Below are 23,581 nucleotides of genomic sequence, written 5' to 3' on the forward strand. Positions count from 1 at the left end.
GATGCATAGGCATTTTCCTACGCTCTCCAGAAAATGTCAAATTCATTAGCTGTCATATATGTGGCTGACATCTCTCACGTAGGGGAGGGAACAACCCATGCATCTTAGGCATCCTATGCGGTCCCGGTAAGTGGTTCCGGACTGTGTTCGGTACGGACAATGCAGCAACCGGCGGACTGGTTCGACCGGATTGCGGCAAAAAAGTGTCTTGCCACACTGGATATCCCGCCGATGTCAGCTAAATGACAGCTTCATATGATGGCTTGGGCTACTTCTTCTCCGTGGAGGCGGAGAGTTGAAGAATTCCGGGAGGACTTCCGCTCGCTATCAGGACAATTGCGTCCACCGATCGGTGATCTCTCCTCATTTTCAAATAAAGAGCACTGGCGGTTCGCTCAGCCGCAGCACGGAGGACACATCGTGAAGCATACTTTCATCGCAACCCTTTTGGCAGCAGCCATCGCACTTCCGGCCTACGCGGCCGATTACACCATCATCGCTCCGGCAGCGCCGGGTGGCGGCTGGGACCAGACAGCCCGCTCGCTGCAGACGGTGCTGCAGCAGGAAGGCATTTCCAAGAGCGTTCAGGTTCAGAACGTACCGGGCGCCGGCGGCTCTATCGGTCTCGCACAGTTCAGCAGCCAGAGCGCCGGCAATCCGAACGCCTTGATCGTCGGCGGCTATGTCATGGTCGGCGCTCTCTTAACAAACAAGTCGGCCGTTACGCTCAAGGACGTCACCCCGATCGCTCGTCTGACCGGAGAATATGAAGCCATCGTCGTTCCGGCTTCGTCCGACATCAAGACGCTTGCCGATCTGGTTACCAAGCTGAAGGCCGATCCCGGCGCCGTTTCCTGGGGCGGTGGTTCTGCCGGCGGCACGGACCATATTACCGCCGGCTTGATTGCCAAGGCGTCCGGCGTCGATCCGACGAAGATCAACTACGTTGCCTTCTCGGGTGGTGGCGAAGCGCTCGCTGCTATCCTTGGTGGCCAGGTTACGGCCGGTATTTCGAGCTACAGCGAGTTCGAATCGCAGGTCAAGGCCGGTACGCTTCGCCTGCTTGCCGTTTCCAGCGATGCGCGCATCCCCGGCGTCGATGCACCGACCCTCAAGGAAGCAGGCACTGATGTTTCCATCCAGAACTGGCGCATGGTCGCTGCTGCTCCAGGACTGACCGACGAAGAGGTCGCCTCGATCGCCGCCGACTTCGACAAGGTGCACAAGTCTGCGGCATGGCAGGAAATCCTGAAGACCAAAGGCTGGGCCGACACCTACCTCGCAGGCGACGCCTTCAAGGCGCAGCTCGAAAAGGATATCTCTGCCACCGAAGGCATTCTCAAAGAGATCGGTCTCGTCCAATGAGCGAAGCCGATCACGCATCGGTAACGAAGCGCCGCCCCGATTGGGCGGCGCTGATCATTGCCGTTTTCCTCATTGCCTTGGCCGGCGTCGTATTCTGGGATGCCACGCATCTGAAGACGATCGCGCAATATGACCGCATCGGTCCGTCTACCGTTCCGAAGGCCATCGCCCTCGGCCTCTTCTGTCTTGGCATCTGGACGGTATTCGAAAGCTGGCGCGGAGAATTTCCGGAACGTGAGCATCAGGAAGTGGCGCCCGTCATCTGGATCGTCGCAGGCCTTGCCGGGCAGATGCTGCTCTTGCGCACCGCCGGCTTCTCGATTGCGACCGGTGTGCTCTTTGCGCTGACCGCACGCGGTTTCGGCAAGCGCCAGATCTGGATCTCGCTGCCCGTAGGCATCGTGCTGAGCTTCATCGTCTGGGCGATCTTCTCGCAGCTCCTGCAGCTCATGCTGCCGGCCGGGCCGCTCGAACATCTGTTCTTCTGACAGCGCTCGCCTCGCATCGGGCGCTCTCGGTTTTTTGCTTTTTTCGCGGACGGTCCTAGTGCCCCTCAGGAGCCGCCGCTTGGGACAAAGACATGAGCACATTCGAATTCCTCTGGCAGGGCATTCTGGTTGCCGCGCAACCGATCAACCTGCTCTACGCCCTCATCGGCGTGACCCTTGGTACCGCCGTCGGCGTGCTGCCAGGCATCGGCCCGGCGCTCACCGTAGCGCTCCTCCTGCCTGCCACCTACAAGCTCGATCCAGGCGGCTCGCTCATCATGTTCGCCGGCATCTATTACGGTGGCATGTATGGCGGCTCGACCACGTCGATCCTCCTGAACACGCCGGGTGAAAGCTCCTCGATCGTCACCGCGCTCGAGGGCAACAAGATGGCCCGTGCGGGCCGTGGTGGACCAGCACTGGCGACAGCGGCCATCGGTTCCTTCGTCGCCGGCCTCATCGCGACGCTCGGCCTTGCCTTCGTCGCGCCCTACATCGTGAAGCTCGCCCTTATCTTCGGCCCACGCGAATATTTCGCGCTGATGGTGCTTGCCTTCGTCACCGTCTCCTCGGCCTTCGGGGATTCGGCGCTGCGTGGTCTTACCTCGCTCTTTATCGGCTTTGCCCTCGCTATGGTCGGCATCGACCAGCAGACGGGCCAGGCGCGCCTTTCCTTCGGCATCCCCGACCTGCTTGATGGTATCGAGGTGACGACGCTTGCAGTGGCCATGTTCGCGATCGGAGAGACGCTTTATATCGCCGCTCAGGGCAACCGCGGCGAGGACAAGGTGGAAGCGGTGCGTGGCTCGCTCTGGATGAATGCGCAGGACTGGGCGCGCTCGTGGAAGCCATGGCTGCGGGGCACGATCATCGGTTTCCCGATCGGTGCGATGCCGGCTGGTGGCGCGGAAATCGGCACGTTCCTCTCCTACGCAACGGAAAAGCGCCTGTCGAAGAACCCCGAGGAATTCGGGCAAGGCGCTATCGAAGGCGTTGCCGGCCCTGAAGCCGCCAACAATGCCTCGGCCGCCGGCACGCTGGTGCCACTGCTGACGCTCGGCCTGCCGACGTCTGCGACGGCGGCGATCATGCTCGCCGGCTTCCAGCAATATGGCCTGCAGCCGGGGCCGCTGCTGTTTGCAACCAATCCGCAGCTCGTTTGGGGTCTCATCGCCAGCCTGCTTATCGCCAATGCGATGCTTCTGGTGCTGAACCTGCCGATGATCGGCCTCTGGGTTCGCCTGCTGACGGTGCCAAAGCCGTGGCTCTATGCCGGCATCCTTCTGTTTGCCACGCTCGGTACGATCGGCGCCAACCCGTCGGTCTTCGAGCTAGGCATGCTGCTCGCTTTCGGCCTGCTCGGTTACATGATGCGGATCTTCGGTTATCCGATCGCGCCTGCCGTCGTCGGCCTCATTCTCGGGCCACTGGCCGAGCAGCAGCTTCGTCGTGCTCTGTCGATCAGCCAGGGCGATGTGACGACGCTCGTCATGTCGCCGATCGCCTGCGGCCTGCTGATCGTTGCTGCCGCTGCCTTCCTCATTCCGCTGATCCTGAGATTGCGTGGCCGTGGCCAGGTTCTCTCTCAGCTGGCGGCAAATGAAGACTAAAAGAAAAAGACCAACCTGACCCCTAATTCAGGCCGGCCGTGGCGACATGGCCGGCCGTTTCTTTGGCATTTGTCATTTTTGTATTCGAGACTGAACGGCGGTTTTTTCAAGCTGTTGAATTCAAATGTTAAAATTTGACATCCTGCGGTTTCCCTCAAGCATTTTTCTTCGCCGGCAAAAGAAATATGCGCTTCTTGCATAGCAGCGGTGATTTCCTGCGCATTGTAGGTGCATGCAGATTTTCCCACCTAGGAAGGGTCAATCAAAGAGAGGAAAAGAAGATGTCCGCTATCAGAAAGTCGATCCAAAATGGTTTCCTGGCACGCGCCTTTGCAGCGCTCGGTGCCGCAAACGCAGTCAGCGCCTCTGTTGAAGGCGGTCGCAAGCCGCGCGCCCGTGACCTGCAGGAACTGGGTATCGATCCGGTAAGCTTCGGCCGTGTCATCCGTTAAGAAGCATCCGACCCATATTTTGAATGAATGAGCCCGCAACCGTTGGTCGCGGGCCTTGTTTTTTGTGTATGCGAGCCGCAGCCCCAGACCGCGCGGCTTTTTGACTATCAGGCGTGCAGGCGCTCCCGCTCGGGAACATGCGCTTCCTTCTGCCGCTCCTGCCTGTTGTAGCGGATCGAGGACCAGAGCGAGATACCGATCAGGGCAGCACCACCAAGGCCGGTGATGACCTCGGGAATGTGCGTCAAGGTCTGCACATACATAATCACCGAGAGGATCAGGATCGCGTAGAAGGCGCCATGTTCCAGATAGCGGTATTCGGCGAGCGTTCCTTTTTCCACCAGCATGATCGTCATGGAGCGCACATACATGGCGCCGATGCCAAGGCCGATGGCGATGATGAAGAGATTCTGAGTCAGCGCGAAGGCGCCGATGACGCCGTCGAAGGAGAAGCTGGCATCCAACACTTCCAGATAGATGAAGGCACCGAGGCCACCCTTTGCCGCCTCGCTCATCGCGCGCTGCGACGCATCGAGGATGCCACCGATGACTTCCACCACCAGGAAGGTCAACAGACCGTAGATGGCGCAGTAGACGAAGGTCGTCGCGTCCTCTCCTTCCAGGAGATAGGAGAAGAGCAGGATCAGCAGGAGCACGAAGGCGATCTCGATGCCCTTGATCGTTGCCGAGCGAGCCATCAATCGCTCCAGCGAACCGATCCAGTGAACTTCCTTTTCGTGGTTGAAGAAGTAGGTGAGGCCGACCATCATCAGGAACGTGCCGCCGAAAGCTGCGATCGGCAGATGCGCATCATTCATGATGCGGGCATATTCGGCCGGTTCACGTGCCGCAAGCACGAGCGCCTCCCATGGACCGATCTTTGCCGCGATGGCGACGATTGCCAGCGGGAAGACGATGCGCATGCCGAAGACGGCAATGACGATGCCCCAGGTCAGGAAGCGATGCTGCCAGACGGGGGTCATTTCTTTCAGCTTGTTGGCATTCACGATGGCGTTGTCGAAGGAAAGCGAGATCTCCAGCACGGCGAGCACCGTGCAGATGAAGAAGACGGTGGCCATGCCACCCAGCGTGCCGGTCGACTGCCAGCCGAGAACGGCGCCGAGCGCGAGGCCGAGCGCCGTGACGATGAAGGCCCAGCGGAAGTAGCCGAGCGAGGATTTGTGGGACTGAGGCTGGTTCATGGCTGCACCCCACAGCCGCAAACCGGTTCGAAGGACAGGGTAAGAGCAGAAAAACGCATACCACAATGGGCATGCGCGATTGGCATGATGAGCTTTTTCATCGATGAAAAATCCGCCGGCTAATTTGCAGGCGGTACCGACATCACGAGAGCGCCGTAAAAACTCTCGCCAGAGGGGCCCGGCACCAGGTTCCCCCGCAGCCGATGTCTGGAGGCCGCGGGTGTCTCACTAGGTAGTGAAGTTGCTGCGCCAGTCAAGAAGCGCCGTCAGGCAAGGTTGCCGATTTCTTTGGAACCATACTGGCGCTCACCCGTTCAGTCCTAGCTGAGCCGATGAAACACTCAGATACTTCTGAAGGAGGGCGACGATGCATAATTCGACCCATGTTCCCGATAGGCGCACGGAAGCGTCAGACCGTATGAAGCGGGCCAAACCAAACCGTATGCAGAGGGCGCAGGTTCTGCCCCCGCATCAGGTGGACCTGACGCTGACCCCGGGCGCGATCCACGACATTCATGTGCCGGCACATATGACCGGCGGCGATCTTTCCAAGGGCGGGCTCGATATCAAGAGCGACGATGCAAACGTCGCAAAGCCCGTGCGCTGAAAACCAGTTCCGCAACCGACGAGACAGGTGAAATACGAATGAGGATCAATCTTGTGCCGCGCGATATCTTCATCCAGCACGAATATGAGTGGCAGGCCGTGCGCGAGGCGGCCGAACGCCGGATCGATATAGGCAAGCGCGAGACGCCGTCCATCCAGCCAGGCGGGCAAACCGCAAAGCCGGCTGCGGCACCTTCGCCCGCGCAAGGCTGCTGAACACAGGGAACAGTTGAATGAGACGCCTGGCCATGCGCCGGGCGTTTCGTTCCGACCAGTTCTGGTTCGGGAAAGCGATCCACGGCCATGTCTTGCCAACCTTTCCGAAAGGATTGGGCAGCGATAATCCGGCCCGTTCAAGGGAATCGGATCGATGGCCAAGACAGCAACACGCGGACGCCGCAAGGCACCGGCAAAAAGGAAGGGCAGCGCGTCCTCCGGCGGCGCGATGCCCTGGATGGTGATCGGCATCGCTGCGGTGGGCGCCATTGCCGCCTATGACAACTGGAAGAGCATCAGCCCGATGCTTGGCAAGGCACCTGCCGCAGTCATCCGCGCGGCGGCTGAAGCCAAGCCTCAAGCGCCCAAGGAAGCGCCGAAACAGGTTGCCGTCGCAGCACCAGCCGCCAAGCCGCGGCAGACAAACGACCCGGTGCCACCTGCGGCGATCCCCTCGGCGCCGGTGCCGACGGCAAAGATCGTGCCGGCCTCTATCTCCCCCGTTGCCCCGCCCTCTCCGGAAACGGCTAAAGCGGCCTTTGGATATTGCGGGCAGGGCGAGCATATCAATTGCGTCGGCGATGCCGGCACCTTCTGGTACAAGGGTGAGAAGATCGTCATCGCTGATATGGTGAGCCCGGATGTCGACCGCGCGCGCTGTGAAGACGAACGGAAGATCGCCTTTGCCGCCAAATCCCGGCTGCTCGCGCTGCTGAATGCCGGTCCGTTCAACATGAATGCCGCCGGCAAGCCGGATGACCGTGGTGCGCCGCGAGTCATTTCGCGTGACGGGCGCTCTTTCGGTACGCGTCTTATCGACGAGGGCCTGGCGAGGAAGCCGGGCTCTGCCTCAGGCTCCTGGTGCGCCTGACGCCGTCAGTCCAACGATCTCTTATTTTCCACCGTTTTTCCGTGCCGGCGCCTTGCCGCTAGTGCGGAAGCTGCCTGTGAAGGCCGAATCCTTGCTTTCCGCCGTGCATTCGATGGCAGTCGGCTTGCCGGCATAGGGATTGCCGAAGGTGCAGAAGCCTGCAACCTTCACCTCGCCCGTCATCTTGTTGCCGACACCTGTGGTGACGAGGCTGAGCGGCAAGCGGGCATTGCCATTGGATGCGGGCTTGATGCCCTTCCCATCGCCCTGGAAGCCCAGCAGCTTGCCATCAGACGTGAAGATGAAGGTGACGGTGCCGTTGATCAGCGTCACACTTGCCAGCTCTCCCTTGCAGCCCTTCGTTGCGTCGAACTTGGCGACGACCAGCTTCTGGCACTTGCCGCCAAGCGCGATGACGCCGGGCGCACCCGGAAAATTGTCATCCGCCTGTGCTGCAGCACCAAAAGTGAGGGTGGAGAAGGCGGCGATGGCAAGCGCAGATAATTTCATTTCGATTTGAACCCCATGTCCTGGCGAGGCGAATCAACACCTCAGGCTCCATTATCGCGCATGGCATGGCTCTGTGTCCGAATTTGGTTTCGGCGATCGCTTATCCTGTTAGCAGGGATACATGTGCTTGAGCGATGTGAGTAGGACATAGGGATACACCTGGAACGTTTCCTCGCCGATATCTGGGTGCAGTTCCAGATATTTCTTCACAACGGCAACATATTCGGTGTTTGAAATCGCGCGGTTTTGCGGTGGGCAGTATAGCGGCGGTTGGCCTGCATCTTTGAGTTCGTCGTTCACAAACAAAAGTGTCAGTCCGGCTGCGCCGATCAGCATTTCGACGACGCTTGTCTGCTTGCTTTCCATCAGCGTGCGGAACTTCATATCTTCCTTTGCGGAAGCCGGGCTCCAGCTCAGCACCAATAGCAATATCAGTCCAGAAGTGATTTTCATGTGCACCCCCAATGAGGGAAAGCGAAACAACATTGCAACCTGTTGGTCAAGCCTGACTTCGGTGAAGTCCACATGACTTCGGGTAGGTACGTCACGTAACTCTGAGGGGGGTATACGAGGCATATCGCCAAAACTAAAAAGGCCTTTCGATTTCTCGAAAGGCCTTTGCTTTACAGCGAATTAGGATGGTGGGCGTGACAAGGATCGAACTTGTGACCCCTACGATGTCAACGTAGTGCTCTCCCGCTGAGCTACACGCCCATCCGATGTCGGCGCATAGATCACAAAACCTCCGGAGCCGTCAATAGGCTTTTTTGAAGTTTTGTGACGAGCCGCCAAGACGCCTTACGCGGCAAGCATCTTGTTGACCTCGTCGACGAGATCGCGCAGGTGGAACGGCTTGGAAAGGACCTTCGCATCCTTCGGAGCCTTCGAATCAGGGTTCAGAGCAACGGCTGCGAAGCCGGTGATGAACATCACCTTCAGGTCAGGATCGAGCTCAGTCGCGCGCCGCGCCAGTTCGATGCCATCCATTTCCGGCATGACGATATCGGTCAAGAGCAGGGAGAACGGCTCCTCACGCAGGCGGTCATAAGCGCTAGCGCCGTTGTCGTAGGAAAGGACCTTGTATCCGGCCTTTTCGAGCGCCTTCACGAGGAAGCGGCGCATGTCGTTGTCGTCTTCGGCGAGAAGTATCTTCTGAGTCATTAATCCGGACCGCTGATCACTAGTGTTTTTTATGGGATACCAGCCGTCTACACTACACTTCGCCCGGTAAACAACCGGTGAAATCGCCCTGGCCGCGACCGCCATCCCTTCTATGTAGTATGGACTTAAGGGCAGGCAACTGGCAACATGGCCGTCACAGCCAGTTGGTGACATGGTAAAGAGGGCAGAAAGTGCCGGAAATACGCGAATACGAGCTTTTTGAAGTGCATGAGCCCGTGTCGCAGACCATTCCCTTCGTCTACAACTCCCCTCATAGCGGCCGCATTTATCCACCGGAATTCATCGCGCAGTCGCGGCTGGAAGGGATCTCGATACGCCGGTCCGAAGACCATTATGTCGATGAGCTGTTCGGCGCAGCCGTGGATATTGGTGCGCCACTCCTTCTTGCGAATTTTCCGCGCGCCTATTTGGACGTCAATCGCGAGCCCTATGAGCTCGATCCACGCATGTTCGACGGGCTGTTGCCGCCCTATGCGAATATCAACTCGCTGAGGGTTGCCGGCGGACTTGGCACCATTCCGCGCATCGTGGCTGAGAATATGGAAATCTATGCGCGCCGGCTGCCCGTTCAGGAGGGGCTGGAACGTGTGGAAAGCGTCTACAAGCCCTATCACTCGACGTTGCGGCGGCTGATTGCGCGCACGCATGTGCAGTTTGGCTTCGGCGTCCTGATCGACTGCCATTCCATGCCGGGCAACGTTCGGGTTGCCGGCAGCAACGCGCGGCCCGATTTCATCATCGGCGACCGTTACGGCACCAGCGCTTCGGCAGAGCTTTCGCGGACGGCAATCGGCATCATCGAGGAAATGGGTTTTGCGGCGATCCGCAACAAGCCCTATGCTGGCGGATTCATCACCGAACATTACGGCCGCCCGTCGCGCGGGCTGCATGCGCTGCAGATCGAGGTCAACCGCTCGATCTATGTCGACGAAATAACGCTGGAGAAGCGGCCCGATTTCGGCATCGTTGCGACGGCCATCACATCATTCATGCGGCAGATGGCCGACTATGTCGATAAATTCTTCGGCGATCAGGCGCTCGCGGCCGAGTAATCCTTCGCCTCAGGTCAAAAAAAACCGCGCTTTGTGAGCGCGGCTAAGTCTAGGGAGGAAACACCCAAGGAGGGTATTTACAGTCAGAAGACTGTAGCAGGAAACTACTGCTGCGCTGCACAAATGTCAAGCATTATATTGCGCTGCGAAATATTTAGGCAGCGAGCCGGAAATTGCCTGCTGTATTTGCATTTCACCGCTTTTTCGCTATGAAAAACGCCATTTCCCGCCAGTCACGGATTTCTCCATGCTTCCTGACCGTTCGTTCTTCAACCGTCTCGCCGAAGCTGCCAAGGCGGAAACACTGCCGCGTTTTCGTTCGGGCATTTCTGTCACCAATAAGCTGTCTTCCGGCTTCGATCCGGTCACCGAAGGCGACAGGGCGGCGGAGACAGCCATCCGCGCGCTGATCGAAGCGCATTTTCCCGAGCACGGTATTCTGGGCGAGGAGCATGGCGATATCGGCCTCGATCGCGAGCATGTATGGGTGATCGACCCGATCGATGGGACGCGGGCCTTCATCTCCGGCGTTCCGGTCTGGGGCACGCTTATCGGCCTGCAGAAGAACGGCCGGGCGGTCGCCGGCATGATCGAGCAGCCTTTTACCGGCGAGCGTTATTTCGGCGACGAAAATGGTTCGACCTATAGCGGGCCTGAGGGCGAGCGCCGGCTGCAGGTGCGTGACTGCGACGCCTTGTCCAACGCGATCCTCTTCACCACCTCGCCACATTTGTTCGTCGGCGAGGAGATGGAGAAATATCGCCAGATCGAGAGCCAGGTGCGACTCTTCCGTTATGGCTGTGACTGTTATGCCTATGCGCTACTGGCGGCAGGCCATGTCGATCTCGTCATCGAGAACAGCCTCAAACCTTACGACGTCGGCGGCATCATCCCCGTTATCGAGGGCGCCGGCGGTATTATGACCACCTGGGACGGCGGGCGGCCGGAAAATGGCGGCTCCATTATCGCTGCCGGCAGCAGGGCGGTCTACGAAGAGGCGATCGCCATCCTGCAGCGCTGAGCATGTCGCGTAACATTGTGCCGCGCGATAACGGCAGACGCGAAACAAGGACTTGAAGCCTCAGTAAATCCTGAAGATCACGAGGGTTTTAAAGGCTCAGGCGCCGATCGCTGTCACCTCTTCGGTGGCCTCGGCGTCGCTGCCGGGAATGAAGGCATGGAAGGCCGCGAGCGCGGCGGTGCGATACATATCCCTTTCCTGGAATATCTCGTGGCGGGCACCGTTGATCGGCACGAGCTGACCGGCGCGGAAGTAGCGAGAAAGCCGCTCCTGTGCCGTATAGGGCACCAGCCCGTCCCGCGTCGGCGCGATGACGACAGAAGGAATAGTGATCGAGAAGAGGTGGTAGGGCTGGGTCACCCGGTCGATCGCCTTCATGCATTCATGCATCCAGCGGGCAGTTGGCGCTCCCAGTGCGAGTTCCGGGCGGGCCTTTGCGATCGCCGCGTTGCGCTCGAAACGCGTCTCATCCGATGTCAGTGGATTATCAAGGAATTGCAGTTCTTTCATCTTGCCGAGCGGCACGCCACCAAGACCGACAGCGCTGAGTGTGGCCGACACCGCGCGAATGATACCCTCGGACGCAGCCTGGCCAATAAGGCCAAGGAAAGGGGCTGACAGCACCATGCGCTCGATGCGGGTCGACAGATAAGGTGCGGCGGAGAGCGCAATCAGCGCGCCCGTGGAATGGGCGAGCATATAGAAGGGCAATCGAGTATCCGGCAGCACGACCTTTTCGAGGAAAGTGTCGAGGTCGCGCTCGTAATCGGAAAAGCGGCGGATGTGGCCGTGATTGCGCTTTTTGAGCAGTCGCGGCGAACCTCCCTGGCCGCGAAGGTCGTAGGTGGCAACCCAGAGGCCCTTGGCGGTGAGATCGCGGATGGTTTCGAAGTATTTCTCGATATATTCGCTGCGTCCGTGCAGGAGCACCACCGTTCCATGGGCGGTTGGTGTTTGCGACCGGAAGACGGCATAACGCAACCTATGGCCGTCGTAAGTCTCGAAAAACCCCTCGGTGCGGTTCTCCGGCGCCGGATTGTCTGGAGTGGAGTAAAGAACCTGTTCCATGAGCAGAGTGTTTCTTCGCGTGAGAGATATACTAGGGGATAGCGCAGGGACAGGGAAAATCAATGTCGAAATGGTGCGCAACATAAGAGAATTGTAATATATTGATGTTCCATACAGCAGGCTTCGAAGAGAGATACGCCAAGTTTAGTGCCCAACGAACCGCGCCGCCTTCGCACGACAATGAGAGCGACAGCCATCTTCGATATTTTCCAGCAGCGATTCAGTCGCGCTGCCCGCATCGTCGGCGCTCTCGTGCTCAGCCATCACGAACTTCCAGGTCTTACGCCTGAAGAAAAAAGGCCGGCGGAGCTGAGGGGCTCGCTGCCGGCCGAATTGAGGCTGAAGAAGAAGGGACGATACACTTCAGCCTTCGGGCCAGTGTCACCCGATGCACCTATTTCTAGCGAGCATCGCCTGAACCTTCGCCGAACCTGCCGTTCATACAGGGTTCACGCAGCAAAGGCAGTGCCTTAGAGAGGGGCTTGAAGTCTCGGAAACCTATCCCCATCTGAACTTTGCGGGCGCCGGAAGGGTCCGCACAGCCGTCCCGAAACCGCCAAGAACGGGGTTTCTGGGGCATCCTATCGCAACACGTCGCTTCCCTAGGAGGACATCATGCGTCACGTAGACTTCTCTCCCCTTTATCGTTCCACCGTTGGCTTCGACCGTCTCTTCACGATGCTCGACAGCCTCGCTCAGCCGGATCAGGTTCCGACCTATCCGCCGTACAATATCGAACGAACCGGTGAGAACACCTATCGCATCACCATGGCCGTTGCCGGCTTCGACGAAACCGAACTCGCCATCGAATCACATGCTCACGCTCTTACCGTGAAGGGTGAAAAGCGTGAGGAAAATGCCGATAGCAGCGAGTATCTGTATCGCGGCATTGCAAAGCGCGCCTTCGAGCGCCGCTTTCAGCTTGCCGATCATGTCGAGGTGACTGCCGCCTCGCTGAAGAACGGCCTCCTGCACATCGACCTTCTGCGCAGCATCCCAGAGGCTCTGAAGCCCCGCAGGATTTCTATTGCCGCTGAGCCGGTCGAAGCTCCCAAGGCAATTGAAGCGCAGGTCGTCAATAGCTAATCCGCTTTCTTACGAATCATACGGGAAACGGCGCCAACGATGGCGCCGTTTTTGTTCTGCGCCTGTTGCGCTCGTTCAGGCCGGGCTTGCGGCTTCTTCCAGTTCTTCTTCCGAGGCGCGGCGGGCTGCTGCTGCCGCATATTTCTGGGCGATGACCGCGCAGACCATCAACTGGATCTGGTGGAACAGCATCAGCGGCAGGACGATCGCGCCGATCGACTGGCCGGCGAAGATGACGTTCGCCATTGGAACGCCGCTTGCGAGGCTCTTCTTCGAACCGCAGAAGGTGATGGTGATTTCATCGGCCTTGTTGAAACCCAGCCAGCGGCTGCCATACATGGTGAGGACGAGAACGAGCGCCAGCAGCACCATGTCGGCGACGATGACGGCGGCGATATCGGCGATCGAGAAGGTGTGCCACAGCCCTTCGACAACGGCGGTCGAGAAGGCCAGGTAGACGACCATCAGAATGGAGCCGCGATCGACCGGCATCAGGATCTTCTTCTTAGAGCGGATCCATTCGCCGATCCAGGGCTGCAGGATCTGGCCGACGACGAACGGAGCCAGCAACTGCAGCAGGATCTGTTCCAGCGCATCGAAGGAAAAGCCGCCATGACCGCCGACCGAGAAGAGCAGGCCGACGAGCAGCGGTGTCAGGAACATGCCGAAAATATTGGAAGCCGATGCCGAGCAGATCGCTGCCGGCACATTACCGCCTGCCATCGAGGTGAAGGCGATCGACGACTGCACCGTTGACGGCAGCACGCAGAGGAAGAGGATGCCGAGATAAAGCGGCTGCGGCAGGATCGAATCCGGGATGAAGCCTACCGCCAGGCCGAGGATCGGAAAGATGCCGAAGGTCGTTAGCAGAATGACGAGATGCAGCCGCCAGTGCAGCAAGCCGGCGATGACGACATCGCGCGAGAGGCGCGCGCCGTGCAGGAAGAACAAAAGCGCGATGGCGATATCGGTCGCCACACCGAACCAGCTTGCAAAAGTGCCGCTCGCCGGAAAGATTGAGGCGAGGACGACTGTGCAGACGAGCAGGGTCGTGAATGTATCGGGCAGAAAGCGGCGCATAACAGTCTCGCTGGAATAAATCAGTCGTTATTCTGTCGCTCATTATGATACAGGATGCAACGAATAACAGTTATCACGAGTCAGGATTGCGCATATGCTGGACCTATCGCAGCTTCGCAGTTTCGTCACCGTCGAACAGATGGGCAGCTTCACGCTGGCAGCCGAGAGACTGGGTCTTGGGCAGTCGACGGTCAGCCAGCACATCCAAAGACTGGAGACCTCGCTGGGGCGCCGGCTGCTGGAACGCGATACGCATAAGGTGGTGCTGACCAGCGATGGCGAGGCGCTGCTGTCGCATGCGCGGTCCATGTTGTCGATTGAAGGGCAGGTGCGATCACTGTTCAAGGGCGGCAGCCTGCGCGGACGCCTGCGTCTCGGCGTTTCCGAAGATTTCGTAACGAGCCAACTGCCGGCGGTGCTGGAAGACTTCGTGCGCTCGCATCCCTCCGTCGATCTGGAACTGACGGTGGCGCTTTCAGGTGTTCTCTACGAAATGCAGGATGCGGAAGCGATCGACCTTGTGCTTGCCAAGCGACGGCTCGGTGATGAGCACGGAAAGCTCGTGTACCGGGAGCCGCTGGTGTGGCTGGCGCGGGATCCGGAGCATGTGCTCGCATCCCACCCACTGCCTTTGATCGCTTTCCCGCCGCCGAGTGTGACGCGCGCTATTGCGTTGGAAGCGCTCGGCCGGCACGGTGTCGCCTGGCGCATCGTCTGCACCTGCGGCAGTCTGAGCGGGCTGACGGCCGCCGCGCGTGCCGGCATGGGCGTACTCGTGCAGCCGCGCAGCATGGCGCCTTCCGGGCTGAAGGAAATCGCGCCGGCCAGGCTACCGGTGCTTGAGGATGTCGAATTCGTGCTGGTGCCGCGAAAGGGTGCCGATCAGGCGCTTGTGGCGGCCCTTTCGGATGACATTCTGAAGAAGGTCAGGGGCCTGCGATCGGCCTAAACACCTTCACATCAAAAATCCCGCCGGCAAAGGCGGGACTTTGGTTTTCGAAATCAGGACTTTACGGCGAAACGCATTGGCGGCGCGGACCGTAATAGGGCTGATAGGTGTTGTCGTAGGCGCGATAAGAGCGGTAGCGCGAATAGCACCAGCGGATGTGGTAGCTGCCGCTGGAGTAATAATAACGCGGCTGGCGCTGCGAGCTTATGATGCCGCCGATGATGGCACCTGCGGCAAGGCCGCCGATGATCGCGCCAGCGTTGTTGTGCCTGTGGTGCCGGCGATAGCGCCACCTGTCGTCATCATAACGATAGCGCCACCTATCGTCGTCGTAACGATAGCGATCCCAGTGCCGGCGATAATACTGAACCTGCGCGACATTCGAAACTTGGGGCACATCAGGCTTTGCGATTGTCGGAAAGGCCTGCGCCGGTGCGACGCTGGTAAAAGCCGTCGCCACGGTCAGGACAATGATTGCCAACTTCTTCATTTCTTCACCTCTTCATAGGAAACGGGTGACACGGACCGCCTATGAATTGAGAAAGGAATGCCAAAGAAATGCACTTTGTTCCGTAGTGGCTGGATACGGGCTCTTTTGAGCGGGCGTTCCGGGCGTTTGCGAAATCAGGCTGCCAGGCACTTCAGAAAGCCGTCGACATCCGCTTCGGTCGTTGCAAAGCAGGTGACGAGGCGGACGAGCATTTCGCCCTCCGAAACGAGGTCCGGCATGCCGGCCGGGAGCGGCCACTCGTAGAATTTTGCGCCCTTGCCCTCAGCCGTCTTTGCGGCTGATTTCTGAATGACCGCGAAAACTTCGTTTGACGCGGTCGGCCAGGCGAGCCGGGCCGAATTGCTGGCGCCGATGCCGGCACGCAGACGTTCGGCCATGCCATTGGAGTGTCGGGCGAGATCGAGCCAGAGACCGTTTTCGAAATAGGCGTCGAACTGGGCGGAGATGAAGCGAGACTTGGAGAAGTGCTGGGCCGCGCGCTTGCGGATGAAGTGCATTTCCTTCGCCTGCTTCGGATTGAAGAAGACGATCGCTTCCGCGCACCAGCAGCCATTCTTGGTGCCGCCAAAGGAGAGGATGTCGACGCCGCGCTTCCAGGTCATTTCGGCAGGTGTTGCATTCAATGCAACGAGCGCATTGGCAAAGCGCGCGCCGTCCATGTGCAGGGGTAGTCCTCGCTTCTTGGCGATCGCGGAAATCTCGCCGATTTCCGGCAGCGAATAGACGGTGCCGATTTCGGTCGATTGGGTGATGGTCACAGCGGTGGCGCGGCCATGACGGAGGGCATCCTCGGGAAAGTGCGCGATCTTTGCCGAGAGTTTGGTCGGATCAATCTTGCCGGCTTCGCCGTCGACGGCGATGAGACGGGCTGAGCCGGAGAAGAATTCCGGCGCGCCGCATTCGTCCTCGATCACATGGGCTTCCTGATGGCAGAAGGTGATCCCGCCAGGGCGCTGGACGCTCGCCAGCGCCAGGGAGTTGGCAGCGGTGCCAGTCGCAACGAAGAAGACGGAAACCTCGCGCTCGAAGATTTCCGAAAAGCGGGCTTCCACCCGTCTGTCGAGATCGCTGTTGCCGTAAGCGGCGGCAAAACCGGTGGATTCGGCGAGCAGGCGTTCGGCAATGGATTTATGGGCGCCAGCCCAGTTGTCGGAAGCAAAAATCATTGAGAAAACCATTGAAAATGATGGGGCGGGAGTTTCGGGATTGGACACTACGCCAAAGCTTCACAGGATCAAGGGCGGAAACCTGGATGCATCACAAAAATTGAACTGCGCAATCAATATACGAAATGATAAGGTGAGAGGTAATTTTATGTCGCCATTTTGGTTGATTTGGCAATCTTCCGTCGCAAACTGACTTTTTTTTAAGATGCCGCTCTTGCGAAGAGGAATTGTTTCTGGCATTGAACGGGTGAACTAGGACAGGGTTGCTGTCCTATTTTGGTCTTCATGGCCGAAGAGGCGCCGAAAGCCCTGGAACAGAGCGGCTTTCACGCTATAGTTCTTTCGAGCGTCAAGCCTTCACATGGCGGCGCGCGGAAGCGAATGGCAGCGCGGAACGCGACGGTTTGCTTTCCTTAAAAGCAGATGTCTGCGCCCGGATCTTCATAACGCAACAGCGCCGTCACGCGCCGGACCTATCTTTAAAGGTGCGGTGCGCGACGAAAAGCCGCCCGCAGCCCCGCGGGCTTCGACAGGAGGAAAGACGATGACGAAGAAGACGCCATCCACGCAGATTGACCGGTTCGCAGCAGCAGACGTGCGCGCAACGGCCAATACGCGTAAATCTGCCTCCGGTCTTCCGAAGAAACAGGGGCTCTACGATCCGCGCAATGAGCATGACGCCTGCGGCGTCGGCTTTGTCGCGCATATGAAGGGGCAGAAGTCGCATCAGATCGTCAAGGACGGTCTCTTCATTCTCGAGAACCTGACGCATCGCGGTGCCGTTGGCGCCGATCCGCTGATGGGCGATGGTGCCGGCATTCTCGTGCAGATTCCCGACCGCTTCTTCCGCGAGGAAATGGCCAAGCAGGGCATTACACTTCCGAAGGCCGGCGAATATGGCGTCGGCCATATCTTCATGCCGCGCGATGAAAAGCAGATCGAACACTTCAAGAAGGTGATCAAGGACGTAATCACCGAAGAAGGTCAGATCTTCCTCGGCTTCCGCGACGTGCCGGTCGATAATTCCTCGCTTTCCAAAGCTCCGGCGATTGCCGCGACCGAGCCGCATCACGTGCAGGTTTTCATCGGCGCAGGCAAGGATGCTGCGACGAACGACGAATTCGAGCGCCGGCTCTTCACGCTTCGCAAGGTCATCTCCAACCGGATCTATGATGAGTTCGACGGTGAGGAGAGCCACTTCTATCCGGTTTCGCTGTCCAGCACGACCGTCGTCTACAAAGGCATGTTCCTGGCTTACCAGGTTGGCGCCTACTATAAGGACTTGTCAGACCCGCGTTTCGAAAGCGCGGTCGCCCTCGTGCATCAGCGCTTCTCGACCAACACCTTCCCGTCCTGGAAGCTCGCGCACCCCTATCGCATGGTCGCCCATAACGGCGAAATCAACACGCTGCGTGGCAACGTCAACTGGATGGCAGCACGTCAGGCTTCGGTTTCCTCCCCGCTCTTCGGTGAGGACATTTCCAAGCTTTGGCCGATTTCCTACGAGGGCCAGTCGGACACGGCCTGTTTCGATAACGCGCTCGAATTCCTCCTGCGCGGCGGCTATTCGCTGTCGCATGCAGTCATGATGCTGATCCCCGAGGCCTGGGCCGGCAACCAGTCCATGTCGCCGGAGCGCAAGGCGTTCTACGAATATCATGCCGCGCTGATGGAGCCGTGGGATGGACCGGCCGCCGTCGCCTTCACCGATGGCAAGCAGATCGGTGCGACGCTCGACCGCAACGGCCTGCGTCCGGCACGCTATCTCGTCACCGATGACGACCGCGTCATCCTGGCTTCCGAAGCCGGCACGCTGCCGGTTGCCGAAGAGAGCATCATCCAGAAGTGGCGCCTGCAGCCCGGCAAGATGCTGCTGATCGACATGGAAGAGGGCCGGATCATCTCCGACGACGAGGTGAAGGCGCAGCTTGCGAACGCGCATCCCTATCGCAGCTGGCTCAACCGCACGCAGCTCATTCTCGAAGATCTGAAGCCGGTCGAGCCGCGCGCGCTTCGCCGCGACGTCTCGCTGCTCGATCGCCAGCAGGCCTTCGGCTACACGACCGAGGACACCAAGATCCTGATGTCGCCGATGGCGACGACGGGTCAGGAAGCGATCGGCTCGATGGGCACGGATACGCCGATCTCGGCCATGTCCGAAAAGTCGAAGCTGCTCTACACCTATTTCAAGCAGAATTTCGCGCAGGTGACGAACCCGCCGATCGATCCGATCCGTGAAGAGCTCGTCATGAGCCTCGTCTCCTTCATCGGCCCGCGTCCGAACATTCTCGACCACGAAGGCATGGCGAACGCCAAGCGCCTCGAAGTACGCCAGCCGATCCTGACCAATGGCGATCTCGAAAAGATCCGCTCCATCGGTCACACGGAAGACCGTTTCGACACCAAGACGCTGGACTTCACCTATGATGTCGAGCGCGGCGCCGAAGGCATGCCGGAAATGCTCGACCGTCTGTGCGAGCGTGCGGAAGCGGCAGTCAAGGGCGGCTACAACATCATCGTGCTCTCCGACCGCCAGATCGGTCCGGATCGCATCGCGATCCCGGCGCTGCTCGCGACCGCGGCCGTGCACCATCACCTGATCCGCAAGGGGCTGCGCACGTCGGTCGGCCTCGTCGTCGAGACCGGCGAACCGCGCGAAGTGCATCATTTCTGCCTGCTGGCCGGTTACGGTGCGGAAGCGATCAACCCCTATCTCGCTTTCGACACGCTGCTCGACATGCATGCCAAGGGTGAATTCCCGAAGGAAGTCGACGCCAACGAAGTTGTCTATCGCTACATCAAGGCTGTCGGTAAGGGCATCCTGAAGGTCATGTCGAAGATGGGTATCTCGACCTATCAGTCCTATTGCGGTGCGCAGATCTTCGATGCGATCGGCCTGCAGTCGGAATTCGTCGACAAGTATTTCTTTGGCACCGCAACGACCATCGAAGGCGTCGGTCTCGAAGAGATCGCCAACGAGACGGTTGCCCGTCATAAGTCAGCCTTCGGCCGCGATCCGATCCTCGCAAGCAACCTCGATATCGGCGGCGAATATGCCTACCGCATGCGCGGCGAAAGCCATGCCTGGACGCCGGATGCCGTGGCTGCCCTGCAGCATGCGGTGCGCGGCAATGCCGAGGATCGCTACCGCGAATTCGCCGAGATGGTGAACACGTCGGCGCTCCGCATGAACACGATCCGCGGCCTCTTCAAGATCAAAAGTGCCGAGGCACTCGGCCGCAAGCCGGTGCCGGTCGACAGCGTCGAGCCGGCTGTCGATATCGTCAAGCGCTTCTCCACGGGCGCCATGTCCTTCGGCTCGATCAGCCGTGAGGCGCATACGACGCTGGCGATCGCCATGAACCGGATCGGCGGCAAGTCGAACACCGGTGAGGGTGGCGAAGAGAGCGACCGCTACATGCCGCTGCCGAATGGTTCGTCAAACCCCGAGCGCTCTGCGATCAAGCAGATCGCATCCGGCCGCTTCGGCGTGACGACGGAATATCTCGTCAATGCCGATGTGCTGCAGATCAAGGTTGCGCAGGGTGCCAAGCCCGGCGAAGGGGGCCAGCTGCCCGGCCATAAGGTCGATGCCGTCGTTGCCAAGACCCGTCATTCGACGCCGGGCGTCGGCCTGATTTCGCCGCCGCCGCACCATGACATCTACTCGATCGAAGATCTGGCGCAGCTGATCTACGACCTGAAGAACGTCAACCCGACCTCGGATGTCTCGGTCAAGCTCGTCTCGGAAGTCGGTGTCGGCACGGTTGCCGCCGGCGTTGCCAAGGCACGCGCCGACCATATCACGGTTGCCGGTTTCGATGGTGGTACCGGCGCATCGCCGCTCACCTCGCTGAAGCATGCCGGTTCACCCTGGGAAATCGGCCTTGCCGAAACCCAGCAGACGCTGGTGCTGAATGGGCTGCGCTCGCGCGTTGCCCTCCAGGTCGATGGTGGTCTGAAGACTGGTCGCGACGTCGTCATCGGCGCGCTGCTCGGCGCCGACGAATTCGGCTTTGCAACGGCTCCGCTGATTGCGGCCGGCTGCATCATGATGCGCAAGTGCCACCTGAACACCTGTCCGGTCGGCGTGGCGACGCAGGATCCCGTTCTGCGCAAGCGCTTCAAGGGCACGCCCGAGCACGTCATCAACTACTTCTTCTTCGTCGCCAACGAAGTGCGCGAAATTCTGGCCTCCCTCGGCTTTACCAAGCTCGATGACATCATCGGCGCTTCTGAGCTGCTCGAGAAGGATGAGATGCTGGCGCACTGGAAGGCCAAGGGACTCGACTTCGCGAAGATCTTCCACAAGGTTGATGCACCGAAGGAAGAGACCTACTGGACGACCCGTCAGAAGCACCCGATCGACGACATTCTCGACCGCAAGATGATTGCGGCCGCCGAGCCGGCACTGGCATCGAAGACGCCTGTCGCCTTCGAAGTCGATATCAAGAACGTCGACCGTTCGGCGGGTGCGATGCTGTCGGGCGAAGTGGCCAAGCGTTATAACCATCGCGGCCTGAAGGAAGACACGATAAACGTCACCCTGAAGGGCACGGCCGGCCAGAGCTTCGGCGCATTCCTGGCACGCGGCGTGACCTTCAACCTGATTGGCGACGGCAATGACTATGTCGGCAAGGGCCTTTCGGGCGGCAAGATCATCATTCGCCCGCCGGAAAATTCGAGGATTGTCGCGGAGAATTCGATCATCGTCGGCAACACCGTTCTTTACGGCGCGACCGAGGGCGAATGCTACTTCCGCGGTGTCGCGGGCGAGCGTTTCGCGGTGCGCAACTCCGGTGCCATCGCTGTCGTCGAAGGGGTGGGCGACCACGGCTGCGAATATATGACGGGCGGCGTGGTCGTCGTGCTCGGCGCAACGGGCCGCAACTTCGCGGCCGGCATGTCCGGCGGCGTAGCCTATGTTCTCGACGAGGCCGGCGATTTCGCCAGCCGCTGCAACATGGCCATGGTCGAGCTGGAGCCGGTTCCGGAAGAGGACGACATGCTGGAGAAGTTGCACCATCACGGCGGCGACCTCATGCACAAGGGACGGGTCGACGTCTCCGGTGACATGACGCGCCACGACGAGGAGCGCCTCTACCAACTGATCTCCAACCATCTGCACTACACGGGCTCCACCCGCGCCAAGGAAATCCTTGAGCACTGGGCCGACTATCGTCCGAAATTCCGCAAGGTCATGCCCGTCGAGTATCGGCGCGCGCTTGAGGAAATGGAACGCAGCCGGATGGGCATTGCTGCCGAATAATTGCACCGAACAATCCGCCACGCCGGAAGCGCGTGGCGGATGACCGAAATATCTCAATGACTCAACGACGATCAGCCGCGAGCCTGAAGCTTGCGCAACAGCGTGGATGGCGACAGGAGATATGTTCTGATGACGGTCAAGACAAACAACCTGCCTCCGCGACCGAGGCTGAACAGACAACTGGCCGCGGGCGAGGCGGTCATGAGGGTAAGGGACGAAAATATGGGTAAGGTTACAGGTTTTCTGGAAATCGACCGGCAGGTAGCGAAGTATCAGCCGGCGTCGGATCGCATCCGTCATTTCCGCGAATTCACGATCCCGATGTCGGACCCGGAAGTGCAGAAACAGGCAGCCCGCTGCATGGACTGTGGCATCCCCTATTGCCACGGCCCGACCGGCTGCCCGGTTCATAACCAGATTCCGGACTGGAACGACCTCGTCTACAACAACAACTGGGAAGCGGCGATCCAGAACCTGCATTCGACCAACAACTTCCCGGAATTCACCGGCCGCGTCTGCCCTGCTCCCTGTGAAGAAGCCTGCACGCTGAACCTCGAGGATGCACCTGTTGCCATCAAGACGGTCGAGCAGGCAATTGCCGACAAGGCTTACGAGCTCGGCTTCATCCGTCCGCAACCGGCAACGATCCATACCGGCAAGAAGGTCGCGATCATCGGTTCCGGCCCCGCCGGCATGGCTGCTGCCCAGCAGCTCGGCCGCGCCGGCCATGACGTGCACGTCTATGAGCGCGAGACGAAGCCGGGCGGCCTGCTGCGCTACGGCATTCCGGACTTCAAGATGGAGAAGAACTTCATCGATCGCCGGGTAGAGCAGATGAAGGGCGAGGGCGTGACGTTCCATTGCGGCGTCAATGTCGGCGTTGACGTGAAGGTCGAACAGTTGCTCGCCGATTATGATGCCGTGCTTTACTGCGGCGGCTCCGAAACGCCACGCGCTGCCGGTATTCCAGGCACCGATCTCTCCGGTGTTCACGATGCGATGCCGTATCTGGTTCAGCAGAACAAGCGTGTCGGCCGCGAAAATATCGACAGCACCGGCTGGCCGTCCGATCCGATCCTGGCCGGCGCCAAGCATGTCGTCGTTGTCGGCGGTGGTGACACGGCGTCGGACTGCGTCGGCACGGCCTTCCGTCAGGGTGCGGTCAAGGTGACCCAGCTCGACATTCGTCCGCAGCCTCCGGAGAAGGAAGACAAACTGGCCGTCTGGCCATTCTGGGCCACGAAGATGCGTACCTCCTCTTCGCAGGCCGAAGGCGCGATCCGCGAATTCCAGGTCGCGACGCTCGAATTCGTCGGCGAAGATGGTGTGCTGACTGGCGTGAAGTGCTGCGAAGTCGACGAGCGCCGCCGCCCGGTTCCGGGTACCGATTTTGTCATCAAGGCGGATCTGGCCTTTATTGCGATCGGCTTCAGCGGTCCGTTCAATGACAGCGTTTTGAAGGAACTCGACGGCAAACTGACGCTCAATATCGACAAGCGCGGATCAACCAACGTCGTTGCCAACGATCGCGACTACAAGACCTCGGTCGACAAGCTCTGGACGGCAGGCGACGTGCGCCGCGGCCAGTCGTTGGTGGTCTGGGCGATCCGCGAAGGCCGCCAGGCGGCGCGCGCGATCGACGAGGCGCTGATGGGCTCCACCGTCCTGCCGCGCTGATCCGCCTCAAACAATTCGTCGAACAAGAAACTCCGCCGCATTCCGGCGGAGTTTCTCGTGGTAAGACCGGTGACGCGCTGCGGCTTCCGGCAAGCTTCCTGTAATTGTCGAGCTGCAGTTTTCCTGCGTAGGCAGGTCCGAACCGGCCTGCAGCGACTGACCGGAGGCCGAGGCAGGCCACTCACTCTGTGGATAAGCTC

Annotated in this window: 21 protein-coding genes and 1 tRNA gene; 13 read left to right on the forward strand and 9 right to left on the reverse strand. The window is 59.7% G+C overall.

What is annotated here, in order from left to right:
- The first annotated feature begins 420 nt into the window (after positions 1–420).
- The 4 genes from FHT78_RS22085 to FHT78_RS22100 all read left to right on the forward strand — a co-directional run bounded on the left by FHT78_RS22085 (position 421) and on the right by FHT78_RS22100 (position 3,915).
- On the forward strand, positions 421–1,365 hold the full coding sequence (locus FHT78_RS22085) for a tripartite tricarboxylate transporter substrate binding protein (RefSeq protein WP_183748649.1): 945 nt from the start codon (positions 421–423) through the stop codon (positions 1,363–1,365).
- Positions 1,362–1,853, forward strand: coding sequence for a tripartite tricarboxylate transporter TctB family protein (locus FHT78_RS22090; RefSeq protein WP_183748651.1), 492 nt, complete (start codon positions 1,362–1,364; stop codon positions 1,851–1,853). Before FHT78_RS22085 ends, FHT78_RS22090 begins: the two co-directional genes overlap by 4 nt.
- Before the next feature lie 92 nt (positions 1,854–1,945).
- The gene (locus FHT78_RS22095) at positions 1,946–3,463 is read left to right on the forward strand and encodes a tripartite tricarboxylate transporter permease (RefSeq protein ID WP_183748653.1); all 1,518 of its coding nucleotides are present in this window, start codon (positions 1,946–1,948) and stop codon (positions 3,461–3,463) included.
- A gap of 281 nt (positions 3,464–3,744) precedes the next feature.
- Positions 3,745–3,915 carry a hypothetical protein gene (locus FHT78_RS22100; RefSeq protein WP_183748654.1) on the forward strand — a complete coding sequence of 57 codons (171 nt, stop codon included), beginning with the start codon at positions 3,745–3,747 and terminating at the stop codon, positions 3,913–3,915.
- Positions 3,916–4,022: 107 nt separating this feature from the next.
- Here the strand turns inward: FHT78_RS22100 and FHT78_RS22105 are convergent, their stop codons facing one another.
- Entirely contained in the window at positions 4,023–5,117 is a 1,095-nt protein-coding gene (locus FHT78_RS22105; RefSeq protein ID WP_183748656.1) for a DUF475 domain-containing protein, read from the reverse strand.
- A gap of 367 nt (positions 5,118–5,484) precedes the next feature.
- Here FHT78_RS22105 and FHT78_RS22110 point away from each other — a divergent pair, with 367 nt between their 5' ends.
- The 3 genes from FHT78_RS22110 (at position 5,485) to FHT78_RS22120 (ending at position 6,810) form a co-directional block, all read left to right on the forward strand.
- Positions 5,485–5,724: a hypothetical protein gene (locus FHT78_RS22110; protein WP_183748658.1), complete on the forward strand. Its 240-nt coding sequence runs from the start codon at positions 5,485–5,487 to the stop codon at positions 5,722–5,724.
- Positions 5,725–5,762: 38 nt separating this feature from the next.
- A complete protein-coding gene (locus tag FHT78_RS22115) occupies positions 5,763–5,939 on the forward strand; it encodes a hypothetical protein (protein ID WP_183748660.1) in 177 nt (58 codons plus the stop codon).
- 154 nt (positions 5,940–6,093) lie between these two features.
- Positions 6,094–6,810 (forward strand): hypothetical protein, encoded by a 717-nt coding sequence (locus FHT78_RS22120; RefSeq protein WP_183748662.1) that lies wholly within the window; start codon positions 6,094–6,096, stop codon positions 6,808–6,810.
- Between the two features lie 21 nt (positions 6,811–6,831).
- On the opposite strand, the gene FHT78_RS22125 is transcribed toward FHT78_RS22120, so the two are convergent.
- From FHT78_RS22125 to cpdR1, 4 genes are all read right to left on the reverse strand, one after another.
- Complete coding sequence (locus tag FHT78_RS22125) at positions 6,832–7,320, reverse strand: hypothetical protein (RefSeq protein WP_183748664.1); 489 nt, start codon at positions 7,318–7,320, stop codon at positions 6,832–6,834.
- Between the two features lie 108 nt (positions 7,321–7,428).
- A complete protein-coding gene (locus tag FHT78_RS22130) occupies positions 7,429–7,845 on the reverse strand; it encodes a hypothetical protein (RefSeq protein ID WP_183748665.1) in 417 nt (138 codons plus the stop codon).
- A 114-nt stretch (positions 7,846–7,959) separates the two neighbouring features.
- Positions 7,960–8,034: transfer RNA gene (locus FHT78_RS22135), tRNA-Val, on the reverse strand.
- Between the two features lie 84 nt (positions 8,035–8,118).
- Positions 8,119–8,481: a response regulator CpdR1 gene (gene cpdR1, locus FHT78_RS22140; RefSeq protein WP_003542883.1), complete on the reverse strand. Its 363-nt coding sequence runs from the start codon at positions 8,479–8,481 to the stop codon at positions 8,119–8,121.
- 191 nt (positions 8,482–8,672) lie between these two features.
- Here cpdR1 and FHT78_RS22145 point away from each other — a divergent pair, with 191 nt between their 5' ends.
- Positions 8,673–9,554, forward strand: a complete 882-nt coding sequence (locus tag FHT78_RS22145; protein WP_183748667.1) for an N-formylglutamate amidohydrolase — start codon at positions 8,673–8,675, stop codon at positions 9,552–9,554.
- Positions 9,555–9,801: 247 nt separating this feature from the next.
- Positions 9,802–10,575, forward strand: coding sequence for a histidinol-phosphatase (gene hisN / locus FHT78_RS22150; protein ID WP_183748669.1), 774 nt, complete (start codon positions 9,802–9,804; stop codon positions 10,573–10,575).
- A 96-nt stretch (positions 10,576–10,671) separates the two neighbouring features.
- On the opposite strand, the gene FHT78_RS22155 is transcribed toward hisN, so the two are convergent.
- On the reverse strand, positions 10,672–11,643 hold the full coding sequence (locus FHT78_RS22155) for an alpha/beta hydrolase (RefSeq protein WP_183748671.1): 972 nt from the start codon (positions 11,641–11,643) through the stop codon (positions 10,672–10,674).
- Between the two features lie 615 nt (positions 11,644–12,258).
- On the opposite strand from FHT78_RS22155, the gene FHT78_RS22160 reads away from it, so the two are divergent.
- A complete protein-coding gene (locus FHT78_RS22160; protein ID WP_183748673.1) occupies positions 12,259–12,729 on the forward strand; it encodes an Hsp20 family protein in 471 nt (156 codons plus the stop codon).
- Between the two features lie 75 nt (positions 12,730–12,804).
- On the opposite strand, the gene FHT78_RS22165 is transcribed toward FHT78_RS22160, so the two are convergent.
- Positions 12,805–13,809 (reverse strand): bile acid:sodium symporter family protein, encoded by a 1,005-nt coding sequence (locus FHT78_RS22165; protein ID WP_183748675.1) that lies wholly within the window; start codon positions 13,807–13,809, stop codon positions 12,805–12,807.
- A gap of 94 nt (positions 13,810–13,903) precedes the next feature.
- Here FHT78_RS22165 and FHT78_RS22170 point away from each other — a divergent pair, with 94 nt between their 5' ends.
- On the forward strand, positions 13,904–14,758 hold the full coding sequence (locus FHT78_RS22170; protein WP_183748677.1) for a LysR family transcriptional regulator: 855 nt from the start codon (positions 13,904–13,906) through the stop codon (positions 14,756–14,758).
- A 61-nt stretch (positions 14,759–14,819) separates the two neighbouring features.
- On the opposite strand, the gene FHT78_RS22175 is transcribed toward FHT78_RS22170, so the two are convergent.
- Both FHT78_RS22175 and FHT78_RS22180 read right to left on the reverse strand, forming a co-directional pair.
- Positions 14,820–15,248, reverse strand: a complete 429-nt coding sequence (locus FHT78_RS22175) for a BA14K family protein (RefSeq protein WP_183748679.1) — start codon at positions 15,246–15,248, stop codon at positions 14,820–14,822.
- A gap of 134 nt (positions 15,249–15,382) precedes the next feature.
- On the reverse strand, positions 15,383–16,435 hold the full coding sequence (locus tag FHT78_RS22180) for a low specificity L-threonine aldolase (protein WP_183748681.1): 1,053 nt from the start codon (positions 16,433–16,435) through the stop codon (positions 15,383–15,385).
- Positions 16,436–16,979: 544 nt separating this feature from the next.
- Between FHT78_RS22180 and gltB the strand changes: the two genes are divergently transcribed.
- Together gltB and FHT78_RS22190 are read left to right on the forward strand one after the other, a co-directional pair.
- On the forward strand, positions 16,980–21,704 hold the full coding sequence (gene gltB, locus FHT78_RS22185; RefSeq protein WP_183748682.1) for a glutamate synthase large subunit: 4,725 nt from the start codon (positions 16,980–16,982) through the stop codon (positions 21,702–21,704).
- A gap of 222 nt (positions 21,705–21,926) precedes the next feature.
- On the forward strand, positions 21,927–23,381 hold the full coding sequence (locus tag FHT78_RS22190) for a glutamate synthase subunit beta (RefSeq protein ID WP_183748864.1): 1,455 nt from the start codon (positions 21,927–21,929) through the stop codon (positions 23,379–23,381).
- Positions 23,382–23,581 lie beyond the last annotated feature (200 nt).

This window comes from Rhizobium sp. BK196 (assembly GCF_014193255.1).
In the GTDB taxonomy this organism is placed as follows: Bacteria; Pseudomonadota; Alphaproteobacteria; order Rhizobiales; family Rhizobiaceae; genus Rhizobium.